This window comes from Colwellia sp. 5_MG-2023 (assembly GCF_030547795.1).
GTDB lineage: Bacteria > Pseudomonadota > Gammaproteobacteria > Enterobacterales > Alteromonadaceae > Colwellia.
In genome coordinates this window covers 1-16489 of record NZ_JAUOPW010000043.1, presented here as the reverse complement: position 1 = coordinate 16489, position 16489 = coordinate 1, and the positions used below count along the sequence as shown (strand labels likewise).

Here is a 16489-nt window from a genome sequence, read left to right as displayed (position 1 = left end):
CTAATTCTTTTGAAGTCATGATGAAAAAGGAATAATTACAAAGTCCAATTAGATCACAAAATTAATCAAATTGGTATTACATTGCTCAAGAGTTTGGTGTTATTTATCAAAAGACCAATGTGTACGACACTATGCATAACCTTGGTTTAAGTTGGGTCACAACACGTTCAAAACATCCTAAACAATCACTAGAGGCACAAAAAACCTTTAAAAAAACTACAATTTGAAATGATCGCTAAGATCCCTTTAGCTATAGCCCTTAAGCAAGTAGACGTTTGGTTTCAGGATGAAGCGCGTTTCGGTCAACAAAATACAACGACCAGAATCTGGGCCCAAAAAGGAACAAGAGCTAGAGCAGTGAAACAACAACAGTTTACTTACGCTTATTTATTTGGTGCAGTTTGTGTTACCAATGGAAATACTGAAGCGATAGTTGCTCCCGTGAGTAACATGGATGTCATGTCATCACATTTAGCGCTTATTTCAGCGGCAACAAAAGCGGGACGACACGCAGTTGTATTAATGGATGGTGCAAGTTGGCATCAGGAACATCTTAGTGACGGTTATGATAATTTATCAATCATACATATTCCGCCTTATTCACCGGAGCTAAACCCTATTGGGCAAGTTTAGTCATGGATGAGGCAAAATTAAATAGCAAATCGTTGTTTTAAAGATTATGAAGATATCGTTGATAAGTGCTCTCGTGCTTGGAATCGATTTAGAAGTAGTAAGGAGAGAGTCTTATCACTCTGTCATCGGGAGTGGGCTAATGTGAACAGCTAATTATCGGAATTGGTATTACAATATTGTTGAACAGTGTTCAAAGGGATGGAAGAACTTCATGGGGGATATAGAAAGAGTAAAAAGTTTATGCACTAGAGATTGGGTTAAACTGGTCGATTAATTAATCCGTTTGGTATTAGATCATACAACTATCACAACTATCACAACTAGTATAAATTGTACTTATAAAAAAGCAGTAGTATTAGTGTAAGGAAAATTAAATAAAAAAAAACCAGCTAAAGCTGGTTTTTTAAAATGACATAGAATTATTAACAATTAATCTTCTACTTGTCACTATTTTCACCTAGGTGATGGAATAATTAAGTAGTTTTCTTATCTGATAATAATTTATTAGCTGCTAACGCGTTCGTTAGCAACATCAATCAATGGTTTCGATCCAGTTTGTAACATTGCTAAGTTAGCAGAAACAACACTCTTTGGTAATTTTGAAATCATCAAAGATCCTGTTTCTACAGAACCGCTTGCTGATGCAAACTCTAATAAGTTCTTACCATTACACTGAATGCCGTCGAAAATACGACGAATCTTTAATTTATTCATTTTCAAAAATGAACGCATGCGTTTCTTGTCATCAGCAGCCACATACTCACATATACTTTGTGCTATGTTAGTAGCTTGTGCTTTAGGTGTCGATACAACAGACGTTAAAGTTAAAACAGTGATGGTTGAAGCTATTAATAATTTTTTCATTTTAGTAACCTTTATATAGATGGATTATTAAAAGAAAAAACCACGGGATGTACCTATGAACGAGGTGACTCCGCTGCCGTAGATTCTCCAGTATTAGAAAATCCCGTAGGCCGGTGGTTTTGCGTCGCATACTTTCATATGCTTTGCCTTTTCTTTGTCAAATAGCATTATCTCTAATATTTTAAGGAAATGCAAATATCATTTAGCTTATTGTTATATAAAGAGATAATCTGTTGAAAAAATATTTATTTAGGAAAAAATTTTCATTATTTCAAGTTGAAACAATTTGCTTACAATTTGTCTATATTATTATTACATAAGGGGAGGAGGGAATTTGTAATTCAGATGCTTTTTATCAAAGTATAACTATTTTAGGTTAAATAATTATACTTTGAATGCTATTCATACAAGCTAAGGGCTAGAACTGCATTTCAGGTGTATTTTCATTTACAACTAATTCACCTTCAGTTAGTTTTATTATTTCCTCTACCGATACGCCTGGTGCGCGCTCTAATAAATGAAATTTACCTTCTTTTATTTCTATATATGCTAAGTCTGTTAATACTTTTTTTATACACCCTTTTCCTGTTAAAGGTAGTGTACAGTTATTTAATAACTTAGATACGCCATGTTTTGATGCATGTGTCATGGTAACAATAATATTATCGGCACCAGCCACTAGATCCATTGCGCCACCCATACCTTTAATTAACTTTCCAGGGATCATATAGGAAGCAATATTGCCATTGACATCAACTTCAAATGCTCCTAGTACCGTTAAATCAACATGACCACCTCGGATCATGGCAAATGACTCGGCAGAATCAAAAAGAGAAGCACCTGTCGCCATGGTAACCGTTTGTTTACCTGCATTAATAAGATCGGCATCAATTTCTTCTTCAGTTGGAAATTGCCCCATCCCTAATAAGCCATTTTCAGACTGTAGCATAACTTCGATACCTTCAGGTACGTAATTAGCGACAAGGGTCGGAATACCTATGCCTAAATTAACGTAATAACCATCTTGAAGTTCTTGAGCTACACGTTGTGCAAGTTGTTCTCTTGAAAGAGCCATAATCTATCTCCTCTAGGGTTTCCGTTAACCTTATTGTTGTGGTATAGACAATAATAGTTAGCTATTCACCCGTTAATTATTATTTAATTTATTCTTATGAGCGAATAGTGCGCTGTTCAATACGTTTTTCGAAGGTGCCTAAAATTAGTCTGTCGACATAAATTCCAGCAGTATGAATTTGATCAGGGTCTAGCTCACCAGGTTCGACTATTTCCTCTACTTCAACAACGGTTATTTTGCCTGCGGTTGCTGCCATTGGATTAAAATTACGTGCTGTTTTTCTAAAAACCAAGTTACCGTATCGGTCCGCTTTCCATGCTTTTACAATGGCGAAATCTCCAGTGATAGCTTCTTCTAGAATATAATGGCGACCGTTAAACTTTCTTTCTTCTTTCCCTACTGCAACAGGTGTTCCATAGCCTGTGGCGGTGAAAAAAGCGGGTATTCCTGCACCACCAGCACGCATTTTCTCTGCTAACGTTCCTTGTGGTGTTAACTCTACATCGAGCTCGCCGGCCATCATTTGACGCTCAAATTCAGCATTTTCACCAACATAAGAAGCAATGATTTTTTTTATCTGGCGATCAGGCAATAAAATTCCTAAGCCAAAATCATCAACACCACAGTTATTAGAAACTAATGTTAAACCTTTTGTACCTTTGCGTTTAATTTCCTGAATTAAGTTTTCAGGAATTCCACATAAGCCAAAACCACCTGCAATTACAGTCATGTTGTCAGTTAGGCCTGCCATGGCTTCTTCATAACTAGCAACTACTTTGTCAAATCCTGCCATTGTTTTCTCCTCGATGCTTTATTCGTTTATTATATTTTTTGCTAACATACTAAGTGTTTTTATTCGCTAAATAAGCATTTGATACTTTTGATATTGGCGCTTTAGCTAGTTTTTCGCTGATATACCAACCAGCTTCAAGCAATTTGGTAAAATCTATTCCTGTTTCTATACCTAAACCATTTAACATGTAAACAACATCTTCAGTAGCAACATTACCTGATGCACCTTTAGCATAAGGACAACCACCTAAACCTGCAATAGCACTATCGACGACCTTAATACCCATTTGAAGAGCTGCGTAAATATTGGTTAACCCTTGTCCATAGGTATCATGAAAATGTACCGCTAGCTTATTTATTGGTACATGAGCACTAACCGCTTGTATCATTTGTGTGACTTTAGCCGGTGTACCAACACCTATGGTATCGCCAAGAGATATTTCATAGCAGCCCATTTCGTAGAGTTTTTTAGCAACTTTAGCAACGTCTTCTGGTGCTATATCTCCCTCGTAAGGGCAGCCTAAAACACATGAAACGTAGCCCCTTACTTTTACGTTGGCTTGTTTCGCTGCATCCATAATAGGAATAAAACGTTCTAAGCTTTCTTTAATTGAGCAGTTAATATTTTTTTGGCTAAAGCTTTCTGACGCAGCACCAAAAATGGCTACTTCATTAACATTGACTGCCATCGCATTTTCAAACCCGCGTATATTAGGTGTAAGCGCAGCATAAGTGACATTATTCTTACGATTCAATGTTTTAAATACTTCAGTAGACGTTGCCATTTGTGGTACCCACTTAGGAGACACAAAACTGCCGCTTTCTACATAACTAACTCCTGCACTAACAAGTTTTTCTATTAAGCTGATTTTATCACTTGCGCTTATTAGCTTAGCTTCGTTTTGTAAGCCATCTCTTGGTCCTACTTCCACTATTTTTACTTGAGTAGGCATAAGAGGGGATAAGATGTTATTCATGCTAGCTCCTTATGCTTCATCATTGACATTTATCTGTTCGCTAAATGCCAATAACTCGGCTCCGCCATCAACCATATCGCCAGCTTGGAAGAATATTTCATTAATGATACCGTCACTGGGGGCTTTAATCGTATGTTCCATTTTCATTGCTTCCATAATAACTAGCGGTTGATTTTTACTAACGGTATCGCCAGCTTTTACTAATACACTAATCATGGTGCCATTCATTGGCGCGGTTAAACCACCATGTCCATTTTCATTATCATGTTGGCCACAATCAGGTAAAATATGAATAAAGTTGAATACACCATTTTCTCTGTATAAATTAATATTATTATTAATAAGACTGACCGTTGTTGTACTACGGTGATCATTGATCGTGGTAATGAGAAGGTCGTTATTTAGGCTACCTTGACAATTAAATTGCTTACCATTCACATTCAGTGAATAATTGACATCAGAGCCGTGGTTTTTTTGTTCAATTTCAACGTTATACTCCGTTTCGTTATGCGCTAGCACGAACGAATGTATATAAGGTTCATTTAAACGCCATGCATTGGCATTGTGCCAAGGTGAATTTGAATCACTACTTTTTAACGCATCTTTTTGGGTTTTGTGTTGCCTTGTTAAGATGAGGTATAAAGCGGCGATTGGTAATTCGTTTTGTAATAGTTGTTGTTTATTCTTGAAAATAAGCTCATTATTTTTTTCAATAAAACTCGTGTCTATTTCTTCATCTATAAATGGTTGCGATGTTGCTAAGTTATAGAGGAAATCAATATTCGTTGTTACACCATTGATACGATATTCGCTTAATGCTTTGCTCAAACGTGTTAGTGCTTTTTCACGATTCTCATCCCATACAATTAATTTTGCGATCATAGGATCGTAATAAACACTTACCTCATCTCCTTGACGAACACCGGTATCAATACGGACATGCTTACTTTCAACAGGCGTTTGCAATAAGCTTAGCTTACCTGTTGCCGGAAGAAAGTCTTTATTAGGATCTTCGGCATAAATACGGGCTTCAAAAGCATGTCCATTGAGCACTAGTTGCTCTTGCGTTTTAGGTAAGATTTCACCAGCGGCAACACGCAATTGCCATTCGACTAAATCTTGGCCACTAATCATTTCAGTGACTGGATGCTCAACCTGTAGACGAGTATTCATTTCCATAAAATAGAAAGAACCATCAACATCAAGTAAAAACTCAACCGTACCAGCACCTTGATAACCAATCGCTTGAGCTGACTTTATTGCAGACTCACCCATCTGTGCACGTAACTCTTCACTCATACCAAAAGCCGGGGCTTCTTCAATCACTTTTTGGTGACGACGTTGTACCGAACAATCTCGTTCGAATAAGTAAACAGCATTGTTGTGGTTATCACAAAAAACTTGAATTTCAACATGACGAGGCTGAGTTAAATATTTTTCTACTAACATAGTATCGTCACCAAAAGATGACATTGCTTCTCGTTTTGCTGCCGCAAGGCCTTCTGCAAACTCTTGTTCTTTCCATACTTGGCGCATACCTTTACCACCACCGCCAGCGGTCGCTTTTAATAATACGGGATAGCCCATATCATCAGCAGCTTTTTTAATTACTTCATTTGATTGGTCGTCGCCATGGTAGCCAGGTACTAAAGGTACGTTGGCTTTTTCCATAATGTTTTTAGCGGCTGACTTTGACCCCATAGCTTCTATTGCAGCTACCGGTGGACCAATAAAGGTAATGTTTTGCTTAGCACAAGAACGACAGAAATCGGCATTTTCAGAGAGGAAACCATAACCAGGGTGAATTGCCTGTGCGCCTGTTTGAATTGCAGCAGCAATAACATTATCGCCTAAAAGATAGCTCTCACGTGATGGTGAGGGACCTATATAAATAGCTTCATCGGCCATTTGTACATGTAAGGCATTTTTGTCTGCGTCTGAATAAATAGCTACGGTTAAAACGCCCATACTTTTCGCTGTTTTTATAATACGACAGGCAATTTCACCACGATTAGCAATTAATATTTTATTGAACATGTTATTTCCTCTTGAATTCAGGCCTATAAATAAATGCCATTAATACTTTTTATTTTTGCCAGTTTGGCAAACGTTTTTCAAAAAAAGCATTTAAGCCTTCTTGACCTTCTTCTGATACTCTGATCGCAGCTATTCGCTCACTGGTATTTGTTAGTAACGCATCATCTACGGTTTTAAACGCAACGTCTTGACTGAGTTTTTTTGCTTTTCGTCTAGCTTGACTACCGTTAGCAAGTAATATTGTTATCATTCTTTTGACTTCATTGGTTAAGTCATCAGGATCAACAATTTCGTCAACTAAGCCCAATTGTTGTGCTTTTTCACTGAAAAATCGCTCTGCGGTTTGAAAGTAACGACGACTCGCCTTTAACCCGATAGCATCGACAACATAAGGACTGATAGTTGCAGGAATAAGACCTAATTTAACTTCACTTAAACAGAAGCTTGCTTTAGTGCTCGCAATAACAATATCGCAACAACTTGCTAAACCTACTGCACCACCAAAAGCTGCACCCTGAATTTTGGCTATTGTTGTTTGTGGTAGGAAATTTAATGCTTTTAACATTTGGGCTAGGGCGTTAGCATCTTTCAAGTTATCCTGATAAGAATAGCTGGCCATACGTTTCATCCAACCTAGGTCGGCACCCGCACTAAAGCTTTTTCCGTTTGATGCTAGGACCGTGATACTAATGTCTTCGCGCTTACTAATATCATTAAATATAGTTGTTAATTGTTTTATGATTTCATCATCGAAAGCATTGTGTTTATCTGGATTATTTAAAGTAACGGTAGCAACACCTTGCTCATCTACCGCAAATAAAACTTTTTCATTAGATGTGTTCATATTAATGCGCCTTATTTTTCTCTTAACACCAGTATTACATTCTAAAGATGCCAAACTTAGTATCATCAATTGGGGAGTTTAGTGCGGCTGAAATAGCTAAGCCTAATACTTGACGAGTATCAGCAGGATCTATAATGCCATCATCCCATAATCGTGCTGAAGCAAAGTAAGGGTGACCTTGATGTTCATAATTATCAATAATTGGCTGTTTAAAGGCTTGTTCGTCTGATTCACTCCAAGTTTCACCCAACTTTTCTTTTTTATCACGTGTTACTTGTGCCATAACACCCGCAGCTTGTTCGCCACCCATGACGGAGATGCGTGCATTTGGCCACATAAATAAGAAACGAGGATCGTAAGCTCTACCACACATACCATAGTTACCGGCACCAAAGCTGCCACCTATCAGAATAGTAAATTTAGGTACTTGTGCTGTTGCAACAGCCGTGACCATTTTGGCACCATGTTTTGCTATACCACCTGACTCATATTGTTTACCTACCATAAAACCGGTGATGTTTTGTAAAAATACCAGTGGAATTTTTCGTTGAGCACATAATTGAATAAAATGCGCACCTTTCTCGGCTGATTCACCAAAGAGCACTCCATTATTGGCGACAATTCCAATGGGATAGCCGAATATATTAGCGAAGCCACATACTAGGGTATTACCATAGAGTGCTTTAAATTCATGGAATTCACTGGCATCCACAAGGCGAGCAATAATTTCTCGTACGTCATAAGGTTGGCGAGTATCTTTTGGAATAATGCCGTAAATATCTTCGCTAGGGTATTCAGGCTCAACAACTTCTTGTATATCAATATTGATAGGCTTTATGTTATTTAAATTTTTAATAGCAGAGCGTGCAATCTCAAGTGCATGATGATCATTTTGTGCATAGTGATCGGTAACACCTGAAGTGCGACAATGTACATCTGCACCACCTAAATCTTCAGCACTAACAACTTCGCCTGTTGCTGCTTTAACAAGGGGAGGTCCGGCTAAAAATATTGTGCCTTGTTCTTTAACAATAATAGATTCATCAGCCATTGCTGGCACATAAGCACCCCCTGCAGTACATGAACCCATAACAACCGCAATTTGTGGGATGTTTTTAGCTGACATATTGGCTTGATTAAAGAAAATACGTCCAAAATGTTCCTTGTCTGGAAAAACATCATCTTGATTTGGTAAGTTAGCTCCGCCAGAATCTACTAAATAAATACAAGGAAGATTATTTTCTTGTGCGATAGCCTGTGCTCTAAGGTGCTTTTTTACTGTTAGTGGATAATATGTGCCACCTTTTACGGTGGCGTCATTAGCAACTATTACACATTCTTGACCGCTAACACGACCAATGCCAGTGATAATACCTGCACTAGGCACATCATCATCATAAACTTTGTAAGCGGCGAGTTGTGAGAACTCTAAAAAGGCAGCGCCCTCATCAATTAATGCATTGACGCGATCACGAGGTAATAATTTTCCTCGGCTAAGGTGGCGCTCGCGAGAACGTTCGCCACCACCCAGTTTTATTTCACTAATCTTTGCACGTAAATCATCAATTTGTGCTTGCATGTGAGCAGCATTATCTAAGAAATCTTGACTGCGAGTGTTTATTTTTGAAATTATTTTTGCCACGGGAAAGCCTTATTATTTAACGAAGTAGTTGGATTAATTAGTAATAAAACAGATGATTACTTTGATTCGTTGAACAACTCACGCCCGATCAGCATTCTTCGAATTTCTGACGTACCGGCGCCAATTTCATAAAGTTTAGCGTCACGTAATAAACGTCCTGCAGGAAATTCATTGATATAGCCATTGCCGCCAAGTAATTGAATTGTATCGAGCGCCATTTTGGTGGCTAGCTCTGCTGCATACAAAATAACGGCAGCGGAATCCTTACGTGTCGTTTCACCGCGATCACAGGCTGCTGCAACCATATAAGCGTATGATTTTGCGGCATTCATTTGCGTATACATGTCAGCCACTTTACCTTGTACTAATTGAAATTCTCCAATTGATTGGCCAAATTGTTTTCTGTCATGGATATAAGGTACGACTAAATCCATGCAAGCATCCATAATGCCTAACGAACCACCAGATAAAACAACACGTTCATAATCTAAACCTGACATTAGCACACGCACACCTTTACCTTCATGACCTAAGATGTTTTCTGCAGGCACTTCACAATCTTGAAATACGAGTTCACAAGTATTAGAGCCACGCATGCCTAATTTATCGAGTTTTTGATGACGGGAAAATCCTGGGTAGTCACGTTCAACGATAAAAGCAGTAATTCCTTTTGAACCTGCACTAGTATCTGTTTTAGCGTAAATCACATAAACATCAGCATCTGGACCATTGGTAATCCACATTTTATTGCCATTAAGAATATATTTATCACCATCTTTCCTAGCAGAGAGCTTCATACTAACAACATCACTACCAGCGTTAGGCTCGCTCATCGCCAATGCGCCGATATGTTCGCCAGTACAAAGTTTAGGAAGGTACTTTAGTTTTTGTTCATGGGATCCATTTTTGCGCAGTTGGTTTAAACATAAATTAGACATAGCGCCATAACTTAAGCCGACAGAAGCAGAAGCTCTACTAATTTCTTGCATAGCAACGATATGCTCTAAGTAACCTAAGCCAGAGCCGCCATATTCTTCTTCAACGGTCATCCCTAATAACCCCATGTCACCAAATTTTCGCCATAAATCACTTGGAAATTCATTATCTATGTCTATTTGTTCGGCGCGTGGTGCGATTTCATCACGAGCAAAAGCATTCACTTGATCGCGTATCATATCGACGGTTTCGCCTAAGTTAAAATTAAGTGAGCTAAATGAAGAGATCATAGATTTTTCCTTTTTTAATTTGGTTAACTAAAGTGGTTTATTTATTATTAGTGTTTTTCTATTTTGTTAATTTCGTTAAAATGTTTTGACAATTTTCTTCTAAATCATTTAGCTCAATTAATACATCGTTAATATCAGCAAGTTGTTGTTCTAATGATTTTTTTTTGCTTGCGATTAATTCCATCATACTTGATAACTGTTTTGCACTAGACTTATCAGCGTCATACAGTTCAAATAATTTTCCTGTTTCAGCTAATGAGAAGCCTAGGCGTTTACCACGTAATATTAATTTAAGCCTAACTCTATCTCTTTGGTTATAAATGCGAGTTTGTCCCTTACGTGAAGGCATAAGTAAGCCTTGATCCTCATAAAAACGAATACTTCGCGTAGTAATATCAAACTCTTTTGATAATTCTCCAATCGAGTAGTTAGTCTGATTTGGTTTGTTTTTTATATTCATCTGGTATTGATTACTTGCAATTATTGTTAAAATAACTCTACAGGAAGTTTACGTTAACGTAAAGTGGGTTTTTAAGTAATGTCATCATAATATTTAAAATTAGTTTTAATGTTAGCTTAGTTATTTAGGTTTGAGCTTTTTGTACTCTTTGTTTTACACACAGTAACGAAATAAATACGACGTTGTAAATAAGAGTAAAGACTAGTACTAAAGTTTACGTTGGCGTAAACGTTATATTGTTGTAGGCTATTTAGCTTAATATTATTAAAATTTATATCATCTTTCTTATTTTGGAGATTATCATGTCACAGAGTGATCCTATTGTAATTGTTTCAGCATTAAGAACCCCTATGGGTGGTTTTAGCGGCTGTTTTTCAAATGTTACAGCACCCGAACTTGGTGCAACCGCGATAAAAGCTGCTGTAGCTCAAGCGAAATTAAGCAATGATCAAGTCGATGAGGTCATCATGGGGTGTGTTTTACCCGCAGGTTTAAAGCAGGCACCAGCGAGACAAGCAGCTATTGCCGCGGATTTATCTTTATCAACGGTTTGTACCACTATTAATAAAGTGTGTGGATCAGGTATGAAAGCTGCAATGCAAGCTCATGATGGATTACTTGCAGGCTCAATTGAAGTTGCCGTTGCTGGCGGGATGGAAAGTATGAGTAATGCTCCTTATCTTCTACCCAATGCTAGATCTGGGATGCGAATGGGGCATGGTCAAGTAATCGATCATATGATGCTTGATGGTTTAGAAAATGCCTATGATGGTATTTCTATGGGCTGCTTTGCACAAGAAACTGCTGATGAGGCAGGTTTTAGTCGTGAAGCGATGGATGAGTTTGCTATCCGCTCTTTATCTCGTGCTAACGCAGCGATTGAGTCAGGCGCTTTTAAAAATGAAATAGCACCCGTCACTGTAATAAATAGACGACAAGAAACTATCATAGATACAGATGAACAACCGGGTAATGCTCGCCCAGAAAAAATACCTTCATTAAGAGCCGCTTTCAAAAAAGATGGAACAATAACTGCGGCGAATTCTAGTTCAATTTCTGATGGTGGTGCAGCACTAGTTATGATGAAGCTATCAACTGCGCAAGCGCATGGTTTAACGCCGCTTTGTAAAATAGTGGCCCACGCTACTCATGCACAAAAACCAGCTGAATTTACGGCGGCACCTGTAGGTGCAATGACAAAATTATTAGAAAAAGCAGGTTGGGCAGCAGATGATGTTGATTTATTTGAAATCAATGAAGCGTTTGCAATGGTAACTATGCTCGCGGTTAAAGAGATGAGTTTAGATATTAATAAAGTTAATGTTCATGGTGGAGCATGCGCATTAGGTCATCCACTAGGTGCTAGTGGGGCACGCATTATGGTTACTCTGATTCATGCTTTAAAAAATAAAGGCTTATCCAAAGGTGTTGCTTCTTTATGCATTGGCGGTGGTGAAGCAACGGCCATTGCTTTGGAAATGTTATAATTAATTAGGAAATATTATGAATTTTGACTTAACTGAAGATCAACAAATGTTTTCTGATACCGCTAAGCAATTTAGTGATAGTGAATTATTACCTAATAGTGCTAAATGGGATCAAGAAAGTATTTTCCCAAAAGACGTTATTGCTAAAGCTGGTGAATTAGGCTTCTGCTCTTTATATACACCTGAATCAGCAGGGGGGTTAAATCTAAGCCGTCTAGATTCCTCTATAATTTTTGAACAATTAGCTATGGGGTGTACGGCTACCACTGCCATGATGACTATTCATAATATGGCAACATGGATGATAGCAACCTGGGGCAAGGACTCTATAAAGGATACCTGGTGTCCATCATTAGTCACAGGTGAAAAGCTTGCTTCTTATTGTTTAACCGAGCCGGGGGCTGGATCTGATGCGGCTTCATTAAGAACATCAGCAAAAAAAGAGGGTGATAATTATATCATCAATGGCTCTAAAGTTTTTATTTCGGGGGCCGGCGCTACAGATGTTTTAGTTGTAATGGTACGTACCGGTGGCGAAGGTCCTAAAGGTATTTCAGCAATTGTTATCCCTGCTAATTTAGATGGTATTATTTATGGTAAAGCTGAACACAAGCTTGGCTGGAATGCTCAACCTACGCGTCAAATTACCTTTGATAATGTAAAAGTTCCTATTGAGAATTTGTTAGGTGATGAAGGTGACGGTTTTTCAATGGCAATGAAAGGTCTTGATGGTGGTCGTATTAATATTGCAACTTGTTCTATTGGCACCGCTCAGCAAGCTTTAAACATTTCAATGGAATATATGAAAGAAAGAGAGCAATTTGGTAAACCTATTGCTGCTTTTCAAGGCTTACAGTTTAAATTAGCGGATATGGCAACGGAATTAGTTGCTGCACGTCAATTGGTAAGATTAGCGGCTTATAAATTAGATAAAAATGATCCAGAGAAGACAGCTTATTGTGCCATGGCAAAACGTTTTGCCACAGATATTGGTTTTCAAGTTTGCGATGCTGCACTGCAAATTCATGGTGGTTATGGTTATATTAAAGAATACCCATTAGAACGACATTTTAGAGATGTGCGTGTCCATCAAATTCTTGAAGGTACGAATGAAATCATGCGTGTCATTATAGCACGTCGTTTATTAGCCGAAGGTGCAGGTCAACTACTTTAACCGACTTGGAAGATATTTGATTCACATCAGTAAATTGTTGGAATTCAATCTCTTTAAATAAACGTCAATATGCTTAGTAAATTAATAGTATTGAAAAAATCAAGCAAGGGCTCGCGATAGCAAAGTAAGTAGGAACTTTATATGACTCAAGTAGTAAAATTTCAAGAACTTCATTGTGATAATGGTAAGACAATAGCGGTAATTACCTTAAATTCACCAAAATCATTAAATGCGTTAAGCGCTGACATGATCGATTTACTCTATCCAAAATTAAAGCAGTGGCAAACACAAGAAAATATCGCTGCTATTTTTTTACAAGGTGAAGGAGAAAAAGCTTTTTGTGCTGGCGGTGACATCGTACATATGTATCAAGCGATGAAAAAACTAGAAACGCAAGAAAATTCAGATGGTTATTCTCCAGAGGTCATAGAGTATTTTACCAAAGAATATCAACTAGATTACCTTATCCATACTTTCAATAAACCCTTTATCGTATGGGGAAGTGGTATTGTCATGGGGGGAGGGCTAGGGCTAATGGTTGGCGGTAGCCATCGCGTAGTGACTGAGAGTTCTCGTATTGCAATGCCTGAAATTAGTATTGGTCTTTATCCTGATGTGGGAGGAAGTTATTTTTTAAATCGTATGCCAGGTAGCTGTGGGTTATTTTTAGGCATTACTGGCGCCTCTATCAATGCAGCCGACGCTAAATATTGTCATTTAGCAGATTATTTTGTGGCAAATGATAATAAAGATGCATTTATAAAGCTGTTAACTCAACTAGATTGGCAAGAGTCTTCAAAAGCTAACCATGAAAGTCTTACTAATCTTTTGTTAAGTTTCGAGCAAGACTCAGCGAGTTACTTACCTGATAGTAAACTTAACGAACACAAGGCCTTAATTAATCAAGTGACTAGTTTTGATAACCTTAATGCTATTGTCAAAAGTATATTAACTGCTGAATGTGAAGACAAATGGTTTAATCGAGCACAAAAATCATTAGCGCATGGTAGCGCTTTGAGTGCCTCTATTGCATATAGACAGCTGCAAGTAGGTAAATCATTATCTTTGGCTGACTGTTTCCGAATGGAGTTAAACCTGTCCGCTAAATCAGGCAAGTTTGGTGAATTTGTTGAAGGTGTACGAGCACTTCTTATTGATAAAGATAATTCGCCTCAATGGCATTTTGACTCTGTTGCTACTGTTGATAATAAAGTAGTGGATTGGTTTTTTGAATCTAAGTGGGCAAAAGAAGAGCACCCGCTAGTCAATTTAGGCCTTTAGTTATTGAGAAATAAACGACTTAAGGTTTAGTTACTAGGAATAAATTCAAAAGAATAAAATGTTAAATACTGTTTATTTCAAAAAATTATCATTATAAAAAATATAAGGAAAGAACAATGGCAAATATAGCATTTATCGGTTTAGGTAATATGGGGAGCCCAATGGCTATTAACTTAGTTAAAGCAGGACATCAAGTTTGTGTCTTTGATTTATCTGAGTCTGCCGTAGCTCAGGTTGTTGCTCAAGGTGCTACGACTAAAGCAAGTGCAATTGAGTGTGTGAAAAATGCTCAGTTTATCGTTTCTATGTTGCCTGCAGGAAAGCATGTTGAAGGGGTTTATTTAACAACAGAAACAGGATTAATTAACCATATTGAAAAAGACAGTATCGTTATTGATTCTTCAACGATTGATGCTGCAACATCGCGTAAAGTAGCTTTAGCATTAGCAGGCCAAGGTATTAATTTTGTTGATGCTCCTGTCTCTGGTGGTGTGGGCGGCGCAGTTGCTGGCACACTAAGTTTTATGGTTGGAGGATCTATTGATGAGTTTAACCAAGTAGAGCCCATTTTAAAGACTATGGGTAAAAATATTTTCCACGCAGGTGCTCATGGCGCAGGGCAAATAGCCAAGGCCTGTAATAATATGTTGTTGTCTGTATTAATGATTGGTACGAGTGAAGCATTACAATTAGGTTTAGCAAATGGGTTAGATGCAAAGGTTTTATCTAATATTATGAGTGAAAGTTCAGGCAGTAATTGGACATTAGATGTTTATAATCCGTGCCCGGATGTAATGGAAAATGTTCCCTCATCAAACGATTATAAAGGTGGATTTATGGTTGACTTGATGGCAAAAGACTTAGGTTTAGCTATGGATACAGCAGTTGATAGTCAATCATCAACCCCTCTGGGAGCATTAGCACGTAATTTGTATGTAATGCATGCGGCGTCAGGTAATGGTGGAAAGGACTTCTCCAGCATATTTAACCTATTTAACAAATAACTATTAATAAAGTATAAATAGAGAATATTATGAACTTAGAGAATAAAACGATTGTCATTACTGGTGGTGGTCAAGGTCTAGGCCGTACAATGGCAATTAACTTTGCTCAAAGTGGAGCCAATATAGCGTTAATTGATTTAAATGAAGCATTATTGGAAGAAACAGTAGCACTTATTGAAGAAAAAGGCGTAACAGTTAAATACTATTTAGCAAACGTGAGTAATGAAGAGCAAGTTGAATCGACCTTTAAGCAAATTAATGAGGACTTTAATGGTATCGATGGCTTAATTAATAATGCAGGCATATTACGTGATGGTATGTTTGTTAAAGCTAAAGATGGTGTAGTAAGTAAAAAAATGTCATTAGCGCAATTCCAATCTGTTATTGATGTTAATTTAACGGGGGTTTTTCTGTGTGGTAGAGAAGCTGCAGTGCATATGATTGAGTCTGGTCGTAAAGGTGTCATTATTAATATGTCATCAATCGCACGTGGTGGAAACATAGGACAAACTAATTACGCTGCAGCAAAAGCTGGTGTGGTTGCGATGACAACAACATGGGCAAGAGAGTTAGGTCGACACGGTATTCGTGTTGGGGCAATAGCACCTGGTGTTATACGTACTGCTATGACTGATGCGATGAAACCGGAAATGCGAGATAGATTAGAAAAAATGAAACCCGTTGGGCGCTTGGGTGAAGCAGAAGAAATTGCACATACTGCAAAATACATTTTTGAAAATGAATTTTTCAGTGGCAGAGTGGTAGAAGTTGATGGTGGGCTGGCAATGTAAATCAATAATGTCATAATTCTGAGTGTTTTTTGTTTTAATTGAATAAGCTTTAAACACTTAAACATTAATTGATAAATAAAAGCAAAAATAATGATATTTATGCTTGACCCAGTAAGAGAATTCTATACAATGCGCTCCAGTTCCAAGGGGTTCAGGCAAAACGAATCATCAACGGGCTGTTTTAATAAGTTATCTACTTTCA

Annotated in this window: 14 protein-coding genes, 1 pseudogene and 1 riboswitch; of the genes and pseudogenes, 6 read left to right on the top strand and 9 right to left on the bottom strand. The window is 37.7% G+C overall.

The features are described 5' to 3' along the window. Positions 1–77: 77 nt before the first annotated feature. A pseudogene (locus Q4496_RS17420) lies at positions 78–786 on the top strand (IS630 family transposase); the annotation flags it as partial. 351 nt (positions 787–1137) lie between these two features. On the opposite strand, the gene Q4496_RS17415 reads toward Q4496_RS17420, so the two are convergent. From Q4496_RS17415 to Q4496_RS17375, 9 genes are all read right to left on the bottom strand, one after another. After that, positions 1138–1497 (bottom strand): DUF3718 domain-containing protein, encoded by a 360-nt coding sequence (locus tag Q4496_RS17415; RefSeq protein WP_215972706.1) that lies wholly within the window; start codon positions 1495–1497, stop codon positions 1138–1140. Between the two features lie 60 nt (positions 1498–1557). Further along, positions 1558–1655: riboswitch (cyclic di-GMP riboswitch) on the bottom strand. Between the two features lie 260 nt (positions 1656–1915). Next, positions 1916–2572 carry a 3-oxoacid CoA-transferase subunit B gene (locus Q4496_RS17410; protein ID WP_303603139.1) on the bottom strand — a complete coding sequence of 219 codons (657 nt, stop codon included), beginning with the start codon at positions 2570–2572 and terminating at the stop codon, positions 1916–1918. A 94-nt stretch (positions 2573–2666) separates the two neighbouring features. Further along, the gene (locus Q4496_RS17405; RefSeq protein ID WP_215972704.1) at positions 2667–3365 is read right to left on the bottom strand and encodes a CoA transferase subunit A; all 699 of its coding nucleotides are present in this window, start codon (positions 3363–3365) and stop codon (positions 2667–2669) included. A gap of 49 nt (positions 3366–3414) precedes the next feature. Continuing rightward, the gene (locus tag Q4496_RS17400; RefSeq protein WP_303610929.1) at positions 3415–4341 is read right to left on the bottom strand and encodes a hydroxymethylglutaryl-CoA lyase; all 927 of its coding nucleotides are present in this window, start codon (positions 4339–4341) and stop codon (positions 3415–3417) included. 9 nt (positions 4342–4350) lie between these two features. Next, entirely contained in the window at positions 4351–6378 is a 2028-nt protein-coding gene (locus tag Q4496_RS17395; protein ID WP_303610928.1) for an acetyl/propionyl/methylcrotonyl-CoA carboxylase subunit alpha, read from the bottom strand. Positions 6379–6427: 49 nt separating this feature from the next. Then, on the bottom strand, positions 6428–7222 hold the full coding sequence (locus Q4496_RS17390; protein WP_303603141.1) for an enoyl-CoA hydratase/isomerase family protein: 795 nt from the start codon (positions 7220–7222) through the stop codon (positions 6428–6430). 34 nt (positions 7223–7256) lie between these two features. Next, on the bottom strand, positions 7257–8864 hold the full coding sequence (locus Q4496_RS17385; protein WP_303610927.1) for a carboxyl transferase domain-containing protein: 1608 nt from the start codon (positions 8862–8864) through the stop codon (positions 7257–7259). A 56-nt stretch (positions 8865–8920) separates the two neighbouring features. Next, the gene (locus Q4496_RS17380) at positions 8921–10090 is read right to left on the bottom strand and encodes an isovaleryl-CoA dehydrogenase (protein ID WP_215972700.1); all 1170 of its coding nucleotides are present in this window, start codon (positions 10088–10090) and stop codon (positions 8921–8923) included. A 58-nt stretch (positions 10091–10148) separates the two neighbouring features. Beyond that, positions 10149–10550 (bottom strand): MerR family DNA-binding transcriptional regulator, encoded by a 402-nt coding sequence (locus tag Q4496_RS17375; RefSeq protein WP_215972699.1) that lies wholly within the window; start codon positions 10548–10550, stop codon positions 10149–10151. A gap of 302 nt (positions 10551–10852) precedes the next feature. Here Q4496_RS17375 and Q4496_RS17370 point away from each other — a divergent pair, with 302 nt between their 5' ends. The 5 genes from Q4496_RS17370 to Q4496_RS17350 all read left to right on the top strand — a co-directional run bounded on the left by Q4496_RS17370 (position 10853) and on the right by Q4496_RS17350 (position 16287). Continuing rightward, on the top strand, positions 10853–12037 hold the full coding sequence (locus tag Q4496_RS17370) for an acetyl-CoA C-acyltransferase (protein ID WP_303603144.1): 1185 nt from the start codon (positions 10853–10855) through the stop codon (positions 12035–12037). A gap of 16 nt (positions 12038–12053) precedes the next feature. Then, positions 12054–13211: an acyl-CoA dehydrogenase family protein gene (locus Q4496_RS17365; RefSeq protein ID WP_303610926.1), complete on the top strand. Its 1158-nt coding sequence runs from the start codon at positions 12054–12056 to the stop codon at positions 13209–13211. A gap of 141 nt (positions 13212–13352) precedes the next feature. Continuing rightward, positions 13353–14492 carry an enoyl-CoA hydratase/isomerase family protein gene (locus Q4496_RS17360; RefSeq protein ID WP_303610925.1) on the top strand — a complete coding sequence of 380 codons (1140 nt, stop codon included), beginning with the start codon at positions 13353–13355 and terminating at the stop codon, positions 14490–14492. Between the two features lie 116 nt (positions 14493–14608). Further along, positions 14609–15496: a 3-hydroxyisobutyrate dehydrogenase gene (gene mmsB, locus Q4496_RS17355; protein WP_303610924.1), complete on the top strand. Its 888-nt coding sequence runs from the start codon at positions 14609–14611 to the stop codon at positions 15494–15496. 29 nt (positions 15497–15525) lie between these two features. Next, complete coding sequence (locus tag Q4496_RS17350) at positions 15526–16287, top strand: SDR family oxidoreductase (protein ID WP_159819747.1); 762 nt, start codon at positions 15526–15528, stop codon at positions 16285–16287. The last annotated feature ends 202 nt before the right edge of the window (positions 16288–16489 follow it).

Excerpts from the sequence above, each read along its gene's own strand:
- Q4496_RS17415 (WP_215972706.1), bottom strand. The coding sequence starts at position 1,497 with ATGAAAAAATTATTAATAGCTTCAACCATCACTGTTTTAACTTTAACG.
- Q4496_RS17410 (WP_303603139.1), bottom strand. The coding sequence starts at position 2,572 with ATGGCTCTTTCAAGAGAACAACTTGCACAACGTGTAGCTCAAGAACTT.
- Q4496_RS17405 (WP_215972704.1), bottom strand. The coding sequence starts at position 3,365 with ATGGCAGGATTTGACAAAGTAGTTGCTAGTTATGAAGAAGCCATGGCA.
- Q4496_RS17400 (WP_303610929.1), bottom strand. The coding sequence starts at position 4,341 with ATGAATAACATCTTATCCCCTCTTATGCCTACTCAAGTAAAAATAGTG.
- Q4496_RS17395 (WP_303610928.1), bottom strand. The coding sequence starts at position 6,378 with ATGTTCAATAAAATATTAATTGCTAATCGTGGTGAAATTGCCTGTCGT.
- Q4496_RS17390 (WP_303603141.1), bottom strand. The coding sequence starts at position 7,222 with ATGAACACATCTAATGAAAAAGTTTTATTTGCGGTAGATGAGCAAGGT.
- Q4496_RS17380 (WP_215972700.1), bottom strand. The coding sequence starts at position 10,090 with ATGATCTCTTCATTTAGCTCACTTAATTTTAACTTAGGCGAAACCGTC.
- Q4496_RS17375 (WP_215972699.1), bottom strand. The coding sequence starts at position 10,550 with ATGAATATAAAAAACAAACCAAATCAGACTAACTACTCGATTGGAGAA.
- Q4496_RS17370 (WP_303603144.1), top strand. The coding sequence starts at position 10,853 with ATGTCACAGAGTGATCCTATTGTAATTGTTTCAGCATTAAGAACCCCT.
- Q4496_RS17365 (WP_303610926.1), top strand. The coding sequence starts at position 12,054 with ATGAATTTTGACTTAACTGAAGATCAACAAATGTTTTCTGATACCGCT.
- Q4496_RS17360 (WP_303610925.1), top strand. The coding sequence starts at position 13,353 with ATGACTCAAGTAGTAAAATTTCAAGAACTTCATTGTGATAATGGTAAG.
- mmsB (WP_303610924.1), top strand. The coding sequence starts at position 14,609 with ATGGCAAATATAGCATTTATCGGTTTAGGTAATATGGGGAGCCCAATG.
- Q4496_RS17350 (WP_159819747.1), top strand. The coding sequence starts at position 15,526 with ATGAACTTAGAGAATAAAACGATTGTCATTACTGGTGGTGGTCAAGGT.